This is a genomic window from Candidatus Chloroploca sp. Khr17 (genome assembly GCF_004138165.1).
Classification (GTDB): Bacteria; Chloroflexota; Chloroflexia; order Chloroflexales; family Chloroflexaceae; genus Chloroploca.
This window is the reverse complement of the sequence record NZ_RYFF01000022.1, coordinates 46,654-62,278: the sequence shown is the minus strand read 5'-3', so window position 1 is coordinate 62,278 and position 15,625 is coordinate 46,654. Positions and strand designations below refer to the sequence as shown.

General features: G+C 56.4%; 12 protein-coding genes and 1 pseudogene. 5 read left to right on the top strand and 8 right to left on the bottom strand.

All coding sequences use genetic code 11. The features are described 5' to 3' along the window. Nucleotides 1–12 precede the first annotated feature (12 nt). The 5 genes and pseudogenes from EKD05_RS14030 to recA all read right to left on the bottom strand — a co-directional run. Nucleotides 13–1,686 (bottom strand): CTP synthase, encoded by a 1,674-nt coding sequence (locus EKD05_RS14030; RefSeq protein ID WP_129673760.1) that lies wholly within the window; start codon nt 1,684–1,686, stop codon nt 13–15. A 10-nt stretch (nt 1,687–1,696) separates the two neighbouring features. Then, nucleotides 1,697–2,365 (bottom strand): MBL fold metallo-hydrolase, encoded by a 669-nt coding sequence (locus tag EKD05_RS14025; protein ID WP_129673758.1) that lies wholly within the window; start codon nt 2,363–2,365, stop codon nt 1,697–1,699. Nucleotides 2,366–2,407: 42 nt separating this feature from the next. Next, nucleotides 2,408–3,076 (bottom strand): regulatory protein RecX, encoded by a 669-nt coding sequence (locus EKD05_RS14020; RefSeq protein ID WP_129673756.1) that lies wholly within the window; start codon nt 3,074–3,076, stop codon nt 2,408–2,410. Between the two features lie 13 nt (nt 3,077–3,089). Then, on the bottom strand, nt 3,090–3,605 hold the full coding sequence (locus EKD05_RS26370; RefSeq protein ID WP_370374901.1) for a hypothetical protein: 516 nt from the start codon (nt 3,603–3,605) through the stop codon (nt 3,090–3,092). A 210-nt stretch (nt 3,606–3,815) separates the two neighbouring features. Continuing rightward, nucleotides 3,816–5,189, bottom strand: a pseudogene (gene recA / locus EKD05_RS27190) (recombinase RecA); the annotation flags it as partial. 223 nt (nt 5,190–5,412) lie between these two features. Here recA and EKD05_RS14010 point away from each other — a divergent pair. Next, entirely contained in the window at nt 5,413–5,904 is a 492-nt protein-coding gene (locus tag EKD05_RS14010; protein WP_129673752.1) for a DUF427 domain-containing protein, read from the top strand. Between the two features lie 76 nt (nt 5,905–5,980). Here the strand turns inward: EKD05_RS14010 and EKD05_RS14005 are convergent, their stop codons facing one another. Continuing rightward, on the bottom strand, nt 5,981–7,648 hold the full coding sequence (locus EKD05_RS14005; protein WP_165360734.1) for an ATP-binding protein: 1,668 nt from the start codon (nt 7,646–7,648) through the stop codon (nt 5,981–5,983). Nucleotides 7,649–7,867: 219 nt separating this feature from the next. Here EKD05_RS14005 and EKD05_RS14000 point away from each other — a divergent pair, with 219 nt between their 5' ends. Continuing rightward, nucleotides 7,868–9,535, top strand: a complete 1,668-nt coding sequence (locus EKD05_RS14000) for a PAS domain S-box protein (RefSeq protein WP_129673748.1) — start codon at nt 7,868–7,870, stop codon at nt 9,533–9,535. A 95-nt stretch (nt 9,536–9,630) separates the two neighbouring features. Here the strand turns inward: EKD05_RS14000 and EKD05_RS13995 are convergent, their stop codons facing one another. Further along, on the bottom strand, nt 9,631–10,233 hold the full coding sequence (locus EKD05_RS13995; protein WP_129673746.1) for a GNAT family N-acetyltransferase: 603 nt from the start codon (nt 10,231–10,233) through the stop codon (nt 9,631–9,633). Nucleotides 10,234–10,373: 140 nt separating this feature from the next. Here EKD05_RS13995 and miaA point away from each other — a divergent pair, with 140 nt between their 5' ends. After that, nucleotides 10,374–11,270 carry a tRNA (adenosine(37)-N6)-dimethylallyltransferase MiaA gene (gene miaA / locus EKD05_RS13990; protein WP_129673744.1) on the top strand — a complete coding sequence of 299 codons (897 nt, stop codon included), beginning with the start codon at nt 10,374–10,376 and terminating at the stop codon, nt 11,268–11,270. A gap of 186 nt (nt 11,271–11,456) precedes the next feature. On the opposite strand, the gene EKD05_RS13985 is transcribed toward miaA, so the two are convergent. Further along, a complete protein-coding gene (locus EKD05_RS13985; RefSeq protein ID WP_129673742.1) occupies nt 11,457–11,684 on the bottom strand; it encodes a hypothetical protein in 228 nt (75 codons plus the stop codon). Between the two features lie 231 nt (nt 11,685–11,915). Here EKD05_RS13985 and EKD05_RS13980 point away from each other — a divergent pair, with 231 nt between their 5' ends. Then, the gene (locus EKD05_RS13980) at nt 11,916–14,651 is read left to right on the top strand and encodes a beta-galactosidase (protein WP_129673740.1); all 2,736 of its coding nucleotides are present in this window, start codon (nt 11,916–11,918) and stop codon (nt 14,649–14,651) included. Between the two features lie 23 nt (nt 14,652–14,674). Further along, nucleotides 14,675–15,616 carry a glycosyltransferase family 2 protein gene (locus EKD05_RS13975; RefSeq protein ID WP_129673738.1) on the top strand — a complete coding sequence of 314 codons (942 nt, stop codon included), beginning with the start codon at nt 14,675–14,677 and terminating at the stop codon, nt 15,614–15,616. The last annotated feature ends 9 nt before the right edge of the window (nt 15,617–15,625 follow it).

Sequence of the window (15,625 nt, the reverse complement as noted above, 5' to 3'; positions counted from 1 at the left end):
TAAAGAAGGGGCCTATGGCCCCTTCTTTACCGGTTCTATTGCAATGTCATCGGGGTCAGCGAGGGGGAGTTGTTCAGGCTCACTGGCACGCTGGGTACGAGCCACGGCTGCAATAAACTCGCGAAAGAGCGGATGGGGGCGATTGGGGCGCGAGAGAAATTCGGGATGAAACTGACTGGCGACATACCAGGGGTGGTCGCGGAGTTCAATGATCTCGACGAGGCGACCATCGGGTGAAAGGCCACTGATCACAAACCCGGCCTCTTCGAGGAGCGTGCGATAGGCATTGTTAAACTCGAAGCGGTGGCGATGCCGTTCATTGATCTGGTCAACGCCATACGCTGCATACGCCCGAGTGTCTGGGGTCAACACACACGGATAGATGCCGAGGCGCATCGTCCCCCCCTTATTCGTAACCTCGCGCTGATCGTGCATCAAATCAATGACTGGATGCGGTGTATCAGGCATAAACTCGGTACTGTTGACCTCAGTGCTCCCGAGCACATAGCGAGCAAAGCTAATGGTTGCGCACTGCATCCCGAGGCACAGCCCGAGGTAGGGGAGTTGGTTGCGCCGCGCATAGTCAGCCGCCAGAATCTTGCCCTCGATGCCCCGATCGCCAAAGCCACCGGGAACCACAATCCCATAGACCTTGGCAAGCAGGCGTTCAGGGCCATCGCGTTCGACCTGTTCGGCGTGAACCCAATGCATATCAATATCAAACTCTTGATGCAACCCGGCGTGGCGAAGGGCCTCGACCACACTAATATAGGCATCTTTCAATTCGATATATTTGCCGACCAGGGCAATCGGCAAGACACGCTTGGGTTGCCGGATCAACCTGACGAGATCGTGCCAGACATTGAGATCGGGGGCGATATTCTGCAGACCAAGGCTATCACAGAGATATTCGCCAAGCCCGGCCTGTTCGAGCACCAGGGGGACTTCATAGATCGATTCAACGGTTTGGACAGGAATGACGGCACGGGCATCCACATCGGCAAAAAAAGCCACTTTGTCACGAATCTCATCGGTAATCGGGAAATCAGCGCGGCAGAGGATCACATCGGCGGTAATGCCGACATTGCGCAGTGCCATCACCGAGTGCTGGGTTGGTTTGGTCTTGAGTTCACCGGTTGACCCGATATGGGGCAACAGGGTCACGTGAATATAGAGCACATTATCACGCCCGACATCCTTACGCATCTGGCGGATCGCCTCAAGAAAGGGCAGACTCTCGATATCACCGACCGTTCCACCGATCTCCACAATCACCACATCAGCGTTGCTCTGTTGACCAACGGCGACAATGCGCGCCTTAATCTCATCGGTAATATGCGGAATAACCTGGATCGTCCCACCGAGATAATCGCCGCGGCGTTCTTTCGCGATCACGGATGAATAGATCCGCCCGGTGGTCACATTGCTCAGGCGGGTCAGATTTTCATCAATAAACCGCTCGTAGTGACCAAGGTCGAGATCCGTTTCGGCCCCATCCTCAGTGACAAAAACCTCACCGTGCTGATAGGGTGACATCGTGCCGGGATCGACATTCAGATAGGGGTCAAGTTTCAGAATCGAAACCCCTAAGCCACGGCTCTTGAGTAAGCGACCAATGGAAGCCACCCCGATACCTTTGCCGACCGATGAGACAACACCACCAGTGACAAAGATGTACTTGACCATTTCTTTACTCCTAGCCCACGATCGGGCGCAACACAACCACGCGGGTCTCTTCGCGTTCGGCGGTCAACTGCGAGGCGTTGAGGGTCAGCTTATCTTCGGCGGTTATCTCTTTGAGGCCCATCTCGGTCGTGAAGCGTTCGAGGGGCAGCAAAGGCTGATCGAACGAGAGTTGTGCGAGGGCATAATGCATTGGCACAACGATCCGCGGCTCGATCTGGCTGATCACATTGATCGCTTCGGCTGGGCCAAGCGTCTCGCCGCCACCGACCGGCACAAAGAGCACATCAACATTGCCGATGGCCTCGAGTTGGGCCTGGGTCAACTCGTGACCGAGGTCACCGAGATGGCAGAAGACCACCTCATCAAGGTGGATCACATAGACCGTATTGTAGCCACGTTCGGCCCCACGTTCTTTATCGTGGTAAGTACGCACCCCGGTGATCATGATGCCACTGACCTCATACTCACCGGGTGACTCAACCACAAAGAGCTTTTCACGCAATGGCTTGACGGCGGCCACATTATTGTGATCAGCATGATTATGGCTAATCGTCACAATATGGGCGGTTGGGCGACCGATATCAAGGCCAAGCGAGCGATTAAAGGGATCACAGAGCACGGTGCCATCGCGTCCGCGCAGGCGAAAACAGGCATGACCAAGAAATTGCACATCAGGCATCAGCGCGCCTCTTTAATATCAGACACGGGGCCATACCCCGCCTCACGTCTCGTCACCCTGTGAGGCAGAACATTCATACCAGAGGGTTTCGAGCAACGGACGAATGACAGCGAGGGCAAAGCCTCGTCGTTGGAGGAGCCCGCCGAGGCGGCGCTGAAACGTGGCGCGGTCAGGGCATGCACAGTACCGTGCAAGAACTGATCGCGCTACCTGTTCTGCCGCCTGCCGTTCTCCTTCAGCATCGGCACCGACCTCGGCCAGTGCTGTTGCGATTGTATCACGATCTACGCCTTTGCTGCGCAACTCGGCAACGAGCGCACGCACCCCCCGCGGGCGAAAACGTTGCCGGTTTTCAACCCAGTAGCGACTAAACGCCGCATCATCAAGCAACCCAAGGTCTTGCAGACGCTCGAGCACCTGATCAATCACCTGGGGGGGATGCTCTTTCTGGCGCAGGCGCAAGCGCACCTCGGCGCGGCTACGAGGGCGGGCATCGAGCAAGCGCATGGCGGACAGGAGGGCCTGTTCTACCTGTGCTGATGCCGCCAGGCGTTGCCAGGCGGCATCATCAAGGGTCAGACCGATCCACAAACTCTCACGGGCGAGGGTTGCGAGGCTTATCCCAAGGGCGAAGGCCCCATCAATAAAGATATTGACACGCTGGCTATCGTGAGCCTGCGCAGTAATGGCGGTAATGGTGCCTGCGGGCATCGTGGCTGACTAGCTACTCCTCGTCTTCAAAGAGACCGGCGTCTTCATCGTCGGCAATGGCTGCGACCGGCAACGCAATCGGATTCGAGAGGCCCTGGGCTTTAATCAGGCGCTCGATCTCTTCAGTCAGCGCCGGGTTCTCCTTCAAGAAATTACGCACATTCTCACGCCCCTGCCCGAGCCGGTCTTCGGCGAGGTAGAACCAGGCCCCGCTCTTGCGGATGATACTCATCTCGACGCCAACATCAAGGATATTGCCCTCACGCGAAATACCCTCATTGGCGAGGATATCAAATTCAGCCTGGCGGAAGGGTGGGGCCACCTTATTCTTGATCACCTTGACGCGTGCCCGTGAACCAATCACCTCTTGCCCCGACTTGAGCGTCTCGATCCGTCGAATATCGAGGCGCACCGAGGCGTAAAACTTGAGTGCCTGCCCACCGGTTGTCGTTTCGGGCGAATTATGGACAACCACACCATCAACAAGGTAGCTATGGTTACCTTCAACCTCGAGATCAAACCGGTTCATACCTCGCGTCTCGGGCTTGACATGAATGTCAACAATAGGTAACGGTACGGCCTGCAAGGTTCGCTCGGCTCTGGTTTCAAATGGCACAAACCTTCCGCGCAGTTCAGGAAGCAACTTGTATTCCATGGAAGGATGGATAAATGGTGCAATCAACTCGTGCAGTTTGGGTGTTGCTGAGACGCCGAAATTGATGCGACCACGCCCGTCCAAATTCGCGGCAATGCCTTGATCGTGAAACCAACGTACCAAAGCTTGTTGTTTTTCAAGGGGCAAGCCGGGGCACGAGATTGAGCAACGATTCTGGCGCTCACTATCAAACGTGCCATCATCCATGTACCAAATCGCTATCGCCAGGGGCGTCAACCGATCAATGAGGGTCTGACTCGGATTTTTGCCCCGCTGATCGTAGTTGTCTTCCAATACCTGCGTCAACTCATACATTGGGATGGTATCAAAGCTGTGCCCGCCTCGCGAGTTTGTCGTCTCCGAACCAATCAACTCTTGAAAGAGTGACTGCTTCCAAAGACAATAGGCATCCTGCTTGGCCCCGTGACCAATCCGTAAACTGGTATTGAAATCACTGGATTTACGTAAGCTACCGTCACCAAGCAATGAACCAATCACCACCTGTTTTTGGACAGACGAAAGGTAGTATTGCACCATCGTCATTAAACGATCACCAACTTGCAACTCCTCAGCGGGCTTATAGCCATATTCCGAGAGCAGCAAGTGATTGGGTGTACAAGCAAAGGCGTGGCGTCCACTACCCTCATTCGCAGCGACTGTGAACTGAAGGAAAAGATCGGTTGGGCCGTTGTTGAACCAATTTACGACTGGTCGTGGTTCAAACTGACCAGTCGTATGGTTATATGACATGACCTCAACGGGCAGCTTCTGATTGACAATTTTGCCAATCTTTTCACTGGTGCCATCAGCCAGAATGACACGTGCGTTATAATGGAAACACCCGAACATCACCCCGATCTTCATACGCAACTGGTTGAGGAAGATGACAATAGTGCGACTTTTGTTAATGGCCCCAGAGAGCTTGCGCAGGGCTTGGCTCATCAGGCGGGCCTGGAGGCCGGGGAGGCTGTCACCCATGTCGCCTTCGATTTCGGCGCGAGGCACCAGGGCGGCCACTGAGTCGATGACGATGACATCGATGGCATTGGAGCGAACCAGGGTTTCACAGATCTCAAGCCCTTGTTCACCTGTGTCAGGCTGTGAGACGAGCAGATCATCGATCTGGACACCACAGCGCTGGGCATAGATCGGGTCAAAGGCATGCTCAGCGTCAATGAACGCACAGACACCACCGAGTTTCTGGGCTTCAGCAATGATATGCTGGGCCAGCGTTGTTTTGCCACTGCTCTCCGGGCCAAAGATTTCGACAACGCGACCGCGTGGCAAGCCACCGATGCCCAGCGCAATGTCGAGGGCAATTGAACCAGTGGGGATCGCCTCAATCGCCAGACGCGAGTTGAGCTCGCCCATCTTCATGATCGAGCCTTTGCCGAATTTGCGGTCGATCTGGCTCATTGCGGCAGCCAGGGCCTTCTCTTTTTCGGGCGCGATTGCCATCGCGGGCGCTCCTCCGTTATGTGCTGACACTCGTGCTTCTCCTTCTCTCTACTCTACTATGAGGGAGGGGCGCTGTCAACGCAGATTGACTCGCCCGCAAATCCGTTCTATTATAGCACGTCCGTGCGTGATTGGCAAGTTGCGTGCATGATCTATACCGCTGCCGCACGTCAAAGGATACGCAGCAAAGCTATGCTATAGTGAAAGAAAGGAGGAATTAAAAATGATACGTCGCATTCCACCGGGTGAAGGTCAGGAGTCGGTCTGGGATTATCCTCGGCCACCGCGACTCGAGGCGACCTCACGCCATCTTCAGATCTATTTTGGGGGTATTCTGCTTGCCGATACGCGGCGGGCCTTTCGGGTGCTCGAAACCAGCCATCCGCCGGTCTACTATATCCCTCCTGAGGATGTGCAGATGCGTTATTTGACTCGTACGATGCGTAGCAGTTTCTGCGAATTCAAAGGCCATGCGATCTACTATACACTTCATGTTGGTGATCAGCGTGTTGAAGATGTTGCTTGGGCCTACCCACAGCCAACCCGGGGTTTTGAGTCGCTTGCCAATGCGCTGGCTTTTTATCCTGAACCAATGGATGGATGCTTTGTTGATGGCGAACGGGTGATGCCTCAGCCAGGTGGTTTCTATGGGGGTTGGATTACGTCGGATATTGTCGGGCCGTTCAAGGGCGGCCCTGGAACGTGGGGATGGTAGAGGCTTGTGCGGTGGCAAACAGCCTGCGAAGCAGGCTGTTTGCCACCGCACAAGCCTTGATTGTTCGGGCGACAGCCTAGTTATGGTCGCTCAGTGGGAGGCAGATCGTAAAGGTTGTCCCTTGGCCTTCATGGCTAGTACAGGTGATCAGACCACCGTGCTGCTGCACAATCTCGCGAACAATGTAGAGGCCAATGCCCAGGCCACTGAACGAACTGTGCTGGGCATTGGCGGCACGATAGAACTGCTCAAACAGATGCTGTTGCGCCTCAAGAGGGATGCCAATGCCTTGATCCGTGATGTTCAGGCAGATATGCTCGGGTGTTTGTTGCAAGACAATGGTGACGGGGCCTCCTGCCGGACTATATTTGACGGCATTGCTAATAATATTCTGGATCACTTCTTCAATGCGCAGTTCGTCAGCAAAGATCGGCAGTGGATCAGGCGCGGCCACCAGTTTAAGGGTATGCCGGCTCAGCGTCGGGCTCACCTCGGCCACAATGCGCTCGACCAGCCTCCGCAGGTCAAACCAGTCGCGTTCGATGACCAGTTGGCCGGTCTGAATGCGTGAGAGATCAAGCAAGGCCGTCAGCATCCGGTTGAGCCGCAGGTTCTGCTGAACAATCGCCTGAATCGGGCGGGTAAAGGCTTCACCAAGCTGCGCCTGTTGCATGCGGCGTTCGAGCAACTGGGCCTGGCCGAGCATCACGGTGAGAGGGGTACGTAAGTCGTGTGAGGCGACGGCAATGAAATGGTCGCGCATGGCGATGGCCTCTTGCATGGTGCTATAGAGACGGGCACGTTGCAATGCCTGGGCACATTGCACGGCAATCGCCCACAGAAAAGCCCGTTCATCCTGGGGGAATTGACGTGGCTCAGCAAAACTAACCATACAGACGCCCATCACCTCGCCCTCGATTTCAAGTGGCAGCAGCGCCAGGCCGTGCGCATCTACTGCGAGTGGCAGAAGGGTCGCTGATTGGTAGCGAGCCTGCCGATCGGCCTGTGAGACAAGAAAGACTGGCAGGGCCGTCTGCAAGATTTCGCCAAGCGGATGCGCGCTGTCGAGCGGCAGGGTGAGCGGCACAGGTTCATCAGAGGAACTCGTGCTGGTGCTTTGCAAGACATCGAGCGCGCTACCATCGGCACGGCGAATATACATGGTAACCTGCTGGGCTTCGAGGATCTGGCGTACTTCTTCCACGACGACGCTCGCTACATCCAGGGAGGTTACAGCTTCAGAAAGGGCTGAGGTAATCACCTGCAGACGCTCTACCCGTCGCACGGCTTGCTCGGCCATCTGGCGTGCAATGCGCTCACGGGCGAGCAGAAACTCACGTTCATGCTGGATGTTATAGCGCTCGCTGACATCAATGGCTGAAGGTATCAGGTAGCGGACATTGCCATATGCATCACAGAGCGGCGCCAGCATAAAGTCAATCATCATCAGGCGCTCGTCGGCGACCCGCACCATCACATCATACCGTGAGGTCTCACCTGCCTGGCCACGCGCAAGGGCCAGGCGTAGCTGAGCCTGGACGTCAGGATCGTATGACCACCAGTAGGTCTCATGAAATGGTTTGCCAATGACCTCAGCGGGTTGCAAACCGGCGACCTTGAGCGCAGACTGATTCGCTTCGATCAAAATGCCATCAAACGTGACGACGCCAACGAAAGCAAAGAGGGAATCCAGGAGAGCCTGCGCTGAGAATGAATCTAGAATGTCGGCTTGACCTGATTGCATACGGTTTTTCTCAGTCATCCTTGTGCCAGGGCGTATCCTCCAGAGAGAGTGTATACCTTTGCTATCAAGAACGAGCTTTTCATCTCATGCTAACACACGTCACGTCATTTGTGCGCAGGCGAATAAGGTTGTCAGCATCAGAGCAAGGGAGAACGTGTTATACTTTGATCTATAGACCATTCTTTAACTTTATTTAACCGATAGATCGAGTTTCTATCGATGCTGTCCTCAGAAGAACAACTCCTCGATAAACTGCGTGCCAGTGAAGAGCGTTTTCGGGCTTCCTTTGAGCAGGCGGCCGTTGGGATGAGTCATATCCGCTATGATGGCCTTATTATGCGCGTCAATCAGCGGTATTGTGATCTTGTCGGTTACACCAAAGACGAATTAACCCGGCTAACGCTGCATGATATTGCGCATCCTGATGATAACGAAGCCGATAGCGTATTGGCCCTCAAACTCTTGAGCGGTGAGCTGCGAACCTATACGCTCGAGCGTCGGCTCTATCACAAAAACGGCACGATCATCTGGGTCAAGGTGACAGTTTCGCCGATTTATGATGTTGATGGCAAGATTATTGAGGTACTGGGCATTATCGAGGACATTACCGCCCGCAAAGCGGCAGAAGAAGCCCTGCGTGAGCTCAATGCCACGCTCGAACAACGGGTTGCTGAACGTACCTCTGAATTAAGCATGGCGAATGAACGCTTGCAGGCCGAGATCACGGTACGCACTCGGGTTGAACAGGCGCTGCGCGAGAGCGAGGAGCGCTACCGGAGGCTCGCCGAGAATGCACCTGATATTGTCTACCGCGTGGATCTGCAGCCTGAACCGCGCATCACTTATATCAGTCCGGCCATCAAAGCGATCACGGGCTACAGCCTTGAGGAGTTTTATGCCTCGCCGCTGCTGAAGAGTGAGATTCTCTTCCCCGAAGATCAGGTCAGGCTAGCGCGGAGAATCAGTAACCCGACACAACTCATTGGCCCCTTCGAGTTGCGTGGTCAGCACTGTGATGGTTCGCCCCTCTGGTTTGAAGTTCGGAACGCGCTTGTTCACGATGACCACGGCACCCTTGTTGCCATTGAAGGCATCGCACGCAACATTACCCAGCGCAAGCAGGTAGCTGAGCAATTACAGCAGAGTCGTGACGAGCTCTTGCTCATGAATCAAGAGCTTGACCGAGCAAACCGCACCAAAGACGAATTTCTGGCGCATCTCAGCCACGAGTTGCGTACCCCGTTGAATAGCATGCTCGGGCAGGTGGAATTATTCCGGTCACAGTTGTATGGCCCGCTCAATGCCTGGCAACAGCGTACGATCCAGGATCTGGAGGGGAACGGGCGGCATTTGCAGACCTTGATCACCGATCTGCTCGATTTGACCCGGATTGAAGCAGGCACGCTTGAGCTGCAGCCTGGGTTGCTTGAAGTCTACGAGCTCTGCATTGCGTGTGTGCGCGTAGTTGCCGAGGCCGCAAAAGCAAGACAAGTTACGGTTCAACTTGATCTTGATCCTGCAGTGACTGAGTTGTATGGTGATCATCGGCGGATCAAACAGGTGCTCGTCAATCTGTTGAGCAATGCCGTGAAATTTAGTCATACCGGGGGCATAGTCCGACTCGAACTGCGTGGCAATGCAGACGAGGGTCGCGCGCTCTTTCACATTATTGACACGGGCATCGGGATCGCCGAAACTGATCTCTCGCGTCTCTTTCAGCCCTTTGTGCAAATTGACAGCGGCCTAACGCGGCGTTATGGTGGGGTTGGCTTGGGGCTTGTGCTGGCTTCGCGGCTCGCAAAGTTGCACCAAGGTGCCCTTACCGTCACCAGCAGTCTTGGTCAGGGCAGTCGGTTTACCCTGAGCCTACCCTGGCGGCCACACTAGTGGGTAACGTACATTTCTTGAGATGCTCCCGGCCTCGTCTATTGCTGCGTGCAGCGAAGCAAGGTAACGACACAACTGAAGTGACGCGGAGCCAATTACGCTTCGGTTGAGGTGAAGGGAAAAAAGGGTTTCAGTGCATCAGAGAGCATGAGGTCGATCTCGTAGAGCCCGGCGCTATGGTGGCCTTTGAAGGGCAGGCCAACGCGTTTCACCAGGGCGATCATGCCAAGATTATCGGCATGGGTCAAAAGGATCATGTGACGTAGGCCACTGACGAGCGCAACCTGAACAAGCAGATCAAAGAGTTGCCCCCCAAGACCAGCGCCTTGATAATCGTCACGAATGACGACCGACGCTTCACAGGTATCACGGCGGTGATCCAGAAGACCGTAGCGGGCGACCCCGATGCACTCATCGCGCCCCTGCTCTTCAACCAATGCGATCAGGGCACGTTCGTGGGTTGGATCGATCGAGGCTAGGCGGTGCGCTTCAAGATCAACGCGCTCTTCCTCGACTTTATCAAGGGGCACAAAAAAACGCCGGTAGCGGGTCTCAGAGGAGAGACGGTAAAACATCCGCTTGAGCAGAACCGCATCTTCGCGGCGCATGTGGCGCACCTTCACCCGGCGGCCATCACGAGCTGCAAGGGTAACAATGGCCCGTGAATCTGGTTGCTCTAAGGCTAATGATGCCCCCATGACTTTTTACTCCTGGCCGTGGCACCATGCATTTGGATGTTTGCCTCGGCGTTTTGTGCGCACTGGTTGAGCGATCTTTTATGCCGCAGTGCGTCATGATGGTATTGTATCATACAAACATTACCAATGGATAACCAAAGATGGAGTTTCGCGTGACGGCACCCTTGATCGCCCTGGTGGGGCCGACGGCTGTAGGCAAGACGGCGCTTGCCGTTGCCCTGGCGCATCGCTTGAATGGCGAAATTATCTCGGCTGACTCACGGCAGGTCTACCGACGGATGGAGATCGGGACGGCGAAACCGTCGGCAGCCGAGTGCGCTGCTGCGCCGCATCACCTGATTGATCTATGTGAACCTGATGAAACCTTCTCGCTGGCACGGTATCAGGATCTGGCGCTGGCGAGCATTGCTGAGGTGATGGCCCGTGGGCGCGTGCCCTTGCTTGTAGGGGGAACCGGTCAGTACCTCGCGGCGGTGCTTGAGGGATGGCAGATCCCCAGGGTGGCCCCGCAGCCCGCGTTGCGGGCCGCATTGCTTGCCGAAGCCGAACACGACGGCGGGGCAAGGCTTTATGAGCGTTTGGCGGCAGTTGATCCAATGGCCGCCCTGCAGATTGGCCCGACCAACGTGCGCCGCATTATTCGTGCCCTCGAGGTCTATCTCGTGACGGGCGAACCAATTTCGACCCAGCAGACGCGGCAACCACCACCGTACCAGATCCGTACCATCTGGCTTACGCGTCCACGTGAAGAACTCTATGCACGGGCCGATGCGCGTGTGGATGCGATGATGGCGGCTGGCCTCGTTGAGGAGGTGGAGGCGCTTGTTGCCGCCGGGTACGGCTGGCACCTCCCAGCAATGTCGAGCCTCGGGTATATCCAGTTCAAACCGTATCTCGAAGGCGAGGCCACCCTACAGGGATGCATCGAGCGGCTGAAATACGATACCCACAGCTTTATTCGACGTCAGGGCGCATGGTTTCGGCGACTCCCTCAACTTGAGCAATGGGCACCTGGACATCATGAGTGGGTGGGGTAACTTGTCTGATGGGGTTGTAACGTAAGTTTTCTGGCGTCCTCAGCCGTCCACGAATGGGGGCCACGAAGAAACGAATACGTGCGTCACACAGCCTGTTTTCGTGTATTCGTGAGGGTTCTTCGTGGTCGGCGGCGCGACCGGGAAACTTACGTTACACCCTACTGAGCCACACGAGGTTGCAGGGCATCAGGCAATATTTCTGCGTTCGCTGCCGCCAAGACGCATGAGCATCATACGGAGGAGCGCCAGTTCCTCATCAGAGAGACGCGCAAGTGACGCATCACCAGGACTGACCGCCTCACTCAACAAGAGCAACGCTCGCAGCGCCATAGGCGAGACATTCACACTATCACCCGAGGAGGCAATAGGGAGATGCTTGTGAGATGGCTGCGTATTTGAACAGACTGGAGTCATACGGGCTCCTTATTCTCCTGGTTGGTATACCGCAGTCCTATTTGACTTGTATACAGGAGTGTCGGCTTTAGCCGACTAAAGCCGACACTCCTGCGACACTCATCGTCTAGGATTGGTATATTTGATAGTGTAGTCTGTTGCTTGGTAATCGTCAAGGGTGCTGAAGATGCAATCGCCCTAAGATGAAGTACAATAGAAAATGGTGGTGCAGTAGAGCTAAGGGAGTGTGCCGTGGCACCTGCGGTAACGCTTGGGCGTGATGGTCTGTGGCTTGATGGGCAACCTTTCTATCTCCTGGCTGGTTGTATACACTATTTCCGCTGGCCTCACGCAGAATGGCGCTCGTTGTTGACCCAGGCCCGCCGGGCGGGTTTGAATACGATTGATACGGTCATCCCATGGAATCGCCACGAACCTCGTCCTGGTCACTTTGATTTTGCTGATGAGGCCAATCTTGCGGCTTTCCTCGATCTTTGTCATGTGCTCGGGCTCAAAGTGATCGTTCGTCCGGGGCCCTATATTTGTGCCGAATGGGAAAACGGCGGCCTGCCAGCCTGGTTGACGGCTACCCCTGGGATACGCTTGCGCGTTGATGATCCGCAGGCGCTCAAAGCCGTTGAACGCTGGTTTGACCGGTTGATGGAGGTGCTCGTTCCGCGTCAGCATACCAGGGGTGGCCCGATTATTCTCTGTCAGATCGAGAATGAGCACTGGGCCTCGGGGGTCTATGCCCACGATTTTCATCAGCAGACGCTTGCAGCGGCAGCGACGGCGCGCGGCATAGAGGTGCCGCAATATACATGTGTCGGGGCGATGCCCGGACGACCCGAGTTACGCAATGGCTGGAGTGGCCTTGCCGAAAAGCTCCTCCAGACTCGGCGCCTCTGGCCGGATAATCCACTGATGGTGAGTGAACTCTGGAGTGGCTGGTTTGATAGCTGGAGTACCAGTCGCCAGACGCGCAAGACGGCAGCGAAACTTGATATGACCTTGCATCAGTTGACAGCTGTCGGTGCGGCTGGCTTTTCGCATTGGATGTGGGCCGGTGGCACCAATTTTGGTTCGTGGGGGGGGCGCACGGTCGGCGGTGATCTGGTCTTTATGACCACCAGTTATGACTATGATGCCCCGGTGAGCGAATATGGCGAATGGCGCGCCAAGGCGCTCGTGGCGCGTCGGCATCACCTCTTTCTGGGGAGCCTGGGCGCACGCCTGGCACCGATCCTGGCCGATGCGGTGCCGGGTGGGTTGACCGTGCTAAGCCCGCCGGCCGTCTATGGGCGAAGTGAGCCGGGAACTGAGCCGTACCGGACGGTACGCGCCAGCCCGGACGCTCCAGAGGCGTGGCGCGATTTTCAGGCTACGTTCCTGGTGAATGCCGGGCTAGAAGGGCAGAGCTATCAGGTCTTTCTGGCGCATCCTGCGCGTCATCTGACCGTCGAGGTTGAGCCAGCGACAATCCGCCCGATCTTTGCGCATCTGCCTTTACACGACCAGTTACGTCTGGTGTGTCATACTGGGCGCATGCTCGGTTTCTGGCGCTACCGCGAACGTGATCTGCTGATCATCTATGGGCAACCTGGCGAGCAAGGCCTCGTGGAACTGCTTGATCAGCATGGTGAGGCCCCGCCAATGGTGACAACGACCTCACCTGGTCTCCAGGCCTCGTTGCACAAATATAGTATCGAGGTAACCTACTGGATCAACGAGAACCCTGGCATTCTCGATCTTCACTGTGGCGCACGCTCGCTGCGCTTGATGTTCCTGACCGACGCTGCGGCGGCGCGGTGCGAATTGCTGCCCGACGGCACGGTTCAGATCCCATCGCCACCTGTTCCTCTGCACGAGACCCGGTTGAATCTCCCGACCGAACGGTTTGGCGTGGTCGAAATGATCACGAATGAGGGTTGGCGGAACCTTACCCGCCCCGAATCGCTCGATCGCCTGGGATGCGATTATGGGTACGGTTGGTATCGAGCGACCCTGGAATTGGAGGCACCGCTCGAAACACGGCTGGTTGCGCCATGGTTGCATGATCGGGCCCGTTTGCTGGTTGATGGCGTGGACGTCGGCTGGTTCGGCGTCAGTCACCACGGGCCACGGTATACGCTGCCGCTAAAGCTTGAAGCTGGGCAGCACGACGTGCGCCTGCTGGTTGACAACCTGGGGCGCTTTAACTATGGGTTGAAGCTTGGTGAACTCAAGGGGTTGCTGGACACGCTCTATCTTGATGGCGAAGAGCAGGATCTCTCTCAGGGTTGGTCGGCGCTCTGGCAGGAGGTACAGTTTGCAGGTGAAGCCGTAGCGCATGCGCAACCCGGCGCGTTTCGACCCGACCAGGATGCGGTCGATCTGCGCCATTTTGCCTTTAGCGGGCCTGCGGTTTGGTTGCTGCGGACGTTTGAGGTGCAACCTGGGCGGCGTTATCTTCTGCACATCACTGGTGATCGGAGTTCGGGGGCACTCTTTGTGAATGGTGAAGCCGTCGAGCGTTTTAGCCGTCATCGTAGCGGAGGCTTTCTCAAACACGACGTGACCGACTGGGTGCGCCCGGGGACGAATGTGCTGGCCCTGTTTTTGCAGGGGTACGCCGGATCCCCCTGGCAGGCGACACTGGTGAGTTATCCGCTCAAACGCCCGTTGAAGGCTCGTTGGAGTTTTCGCGCCGGGGTGACCCCGGATCGTCCGATCAGCGCCAGTTCAACCGGGCCGGCTTTTTATCGGGTCGCTTTTGCCCGGAACGAGTTACCAGCGAGCATCGGACGCCTAAGCCTACGGCTTGACGGATTTGCCAAAGGGCACATCTGGCTCAATGGGCGCAACCTGGCCCGTTTCTGGCAACCTGGGCCACAAGAAGCGTATAAAGTGCCCGTTTCATGGCTAACAACCCAGAATGAACTATGGATCTTTGTCGAGACGGGGACAGCCGGGCTGGTTACGCTGATCGCCGGGGGGCAGAGCGGGTGAGTATAAGGGTCAGACAACCACCTATGCCTGGGTTGCGCATTGTCATTGTGTCATGGAATGTGCGCGAACTGCTGCAAGCGTGTCTCGCGAGCATTGAGGCGTCGCTGGCCGGCAGTGATCTGGAGTATCAGATCATCGTCGTGGACAATGCGAGTCACGATGGCACGCCAGCGATGGTGCGCACGCTCTATCCGCAGGTGGGTCTGCTTGAACCGGGGCGCAATCTTGGTTTTGCCGGCGGCAACAACCTGGCCTTCCGGCAGATCACCGCCTCGGAAGGTGACCGCAGTCCCTACATCCTTCTGCTCAACCCCGACATCAAGGTTGTTGGCGAGGCCATTCCCCGGCTGGTACAGGAACTAGCGGCGCATCCCGAACTAGCGGCGGTCGGCCCACTATTGCGCTATGGTGACCAGACGATCCAGTCGTCGCGGCGTCGGTTTCCGACCCGTGCGACCTTCTTCTGGGAAAGCACGGCCCTTGATCGGCTCTGGCCTGCGAATCCGTGGGCACGACGGTACCGCTGTGCCGAGACATCTGAGACCGTGGCCCAGCCGGTCGACTGGCTTGTCGGGGCTGCGTTGCTGGTGCGGAGCGAGGCAATTGCGCAGGCAGGCTTGCTTGACGAGCGCTTTTTTATGTATAGTGAAGAGTTAGAGTGGCAGGCCCGGCTGCAACAGGCATGGGGCGGGATCAGGTTTGTGCCCGACGCGGTGATGATCCACTACGAAGGCAAAAGCAGCGAGCAAGCGGTGGCGGCACGTCACCTGAACTTTAGCCAGAGCCGCATCTTGTTAATGCGGCTCTGGCATGGCTGGCGCTGGGCAGCCTTCCTGCGCGCCTTCTTACGCTTGAGTTTTGCCTATGAACTGAGCAGCGAGTGGCTCAAATTACGCCTTGGGCACCGTCCTGAGCTTCGTCGGACAAGGATAGCACTGTATCGCGATCTTTTGCGAACCTTATAGATAGTGTTG

What these genes read in the sequence shown, in the direction of transcription:
- EKD05_RS13995 (WP_129673746.1), bottom strand. Translation starts at nt 10,233, where the DNA reads ATGGGGGCATCATTAGCCTTAGAGCAACCAGATTCACGGGCCATTGTT.
- EKD05_RS14000 (WP_129673748.1), top strand. Translation starts at nt 7,868, where the DNA reads ATGCTGTCCTCAGAAGAACAACTCCTCGATAAACTGCGTGCCAGTGAA.
- EKD05_RS13975 (WP_129673738.1), top strand. Translation starts at nt 14,675, where the DNA reads ATGCCTGGGTTGCGCATTGTCATTGTGTCATGGAATGTGCGCGAACTG.
- EKD05_RS14020 (WP_129673756.1), bottom strand. Translation starts at nt 3,076, where the DNA reads ATGCCCGCAGGCACCATTACCGCCATTACTGCGCAGGCTCACGATAGC.
- EKD05_RS14025 (WP_129673758.1), bottom strand. Translation starts at nt 2,365, where the DNA reads ATGCCTGATGTGCAATTTCTTGGTCATGCCTGTTTTCGCCTGCGCGGA.
- miaA (WP_129673744.1), top strand. Translation starts at nt 10,374, where the DNA reads ATGGAGTTTCGCGTGACGGCACCCTTGATCGCCCTGGTGGGGCCGACG.
- EKD05_RS14030 (WP_129673760.1), bottom strand. Translation starts at nt 1,686, where the DNA reads ATGGTCAAGTACATCTTTGTCACTGGTGGTGTTGTCTCATCGGTCGGC.
- EKD05_RS13985 (WP_129673742.1), bottom strand. Translation starts at nt 11,684, where the DNA reads ATGACTCCAGTCTGTTCAAATACGCAGCCATCTCACAAGCATCTCCCT.
- EKD05_RS14005 (WP_165360734.1), bottom strand. Translation starts at nt 7,648, where the DNA reads ATGCAATCAGGTCAAGCCGACATTCTAGATTCATTCTCAGCGCAGGCT.
- EKD05_RS14010 (WP_129673752.1), top strand. Translation starts at nt 5,413, where the DNA reads ATGATACGTCGCATTCCACCGGGTGAAGGTCAGGAGTCGGTCTGGGAT.
- EKD05_RS26370 (WP_370374901.1), bottom strand. Translation starts at nt 3,605, where the DNA reads ATGAACCGGTTTGATCTCGAGGTTGAAGGTAACCATAGCTACCTTGTT.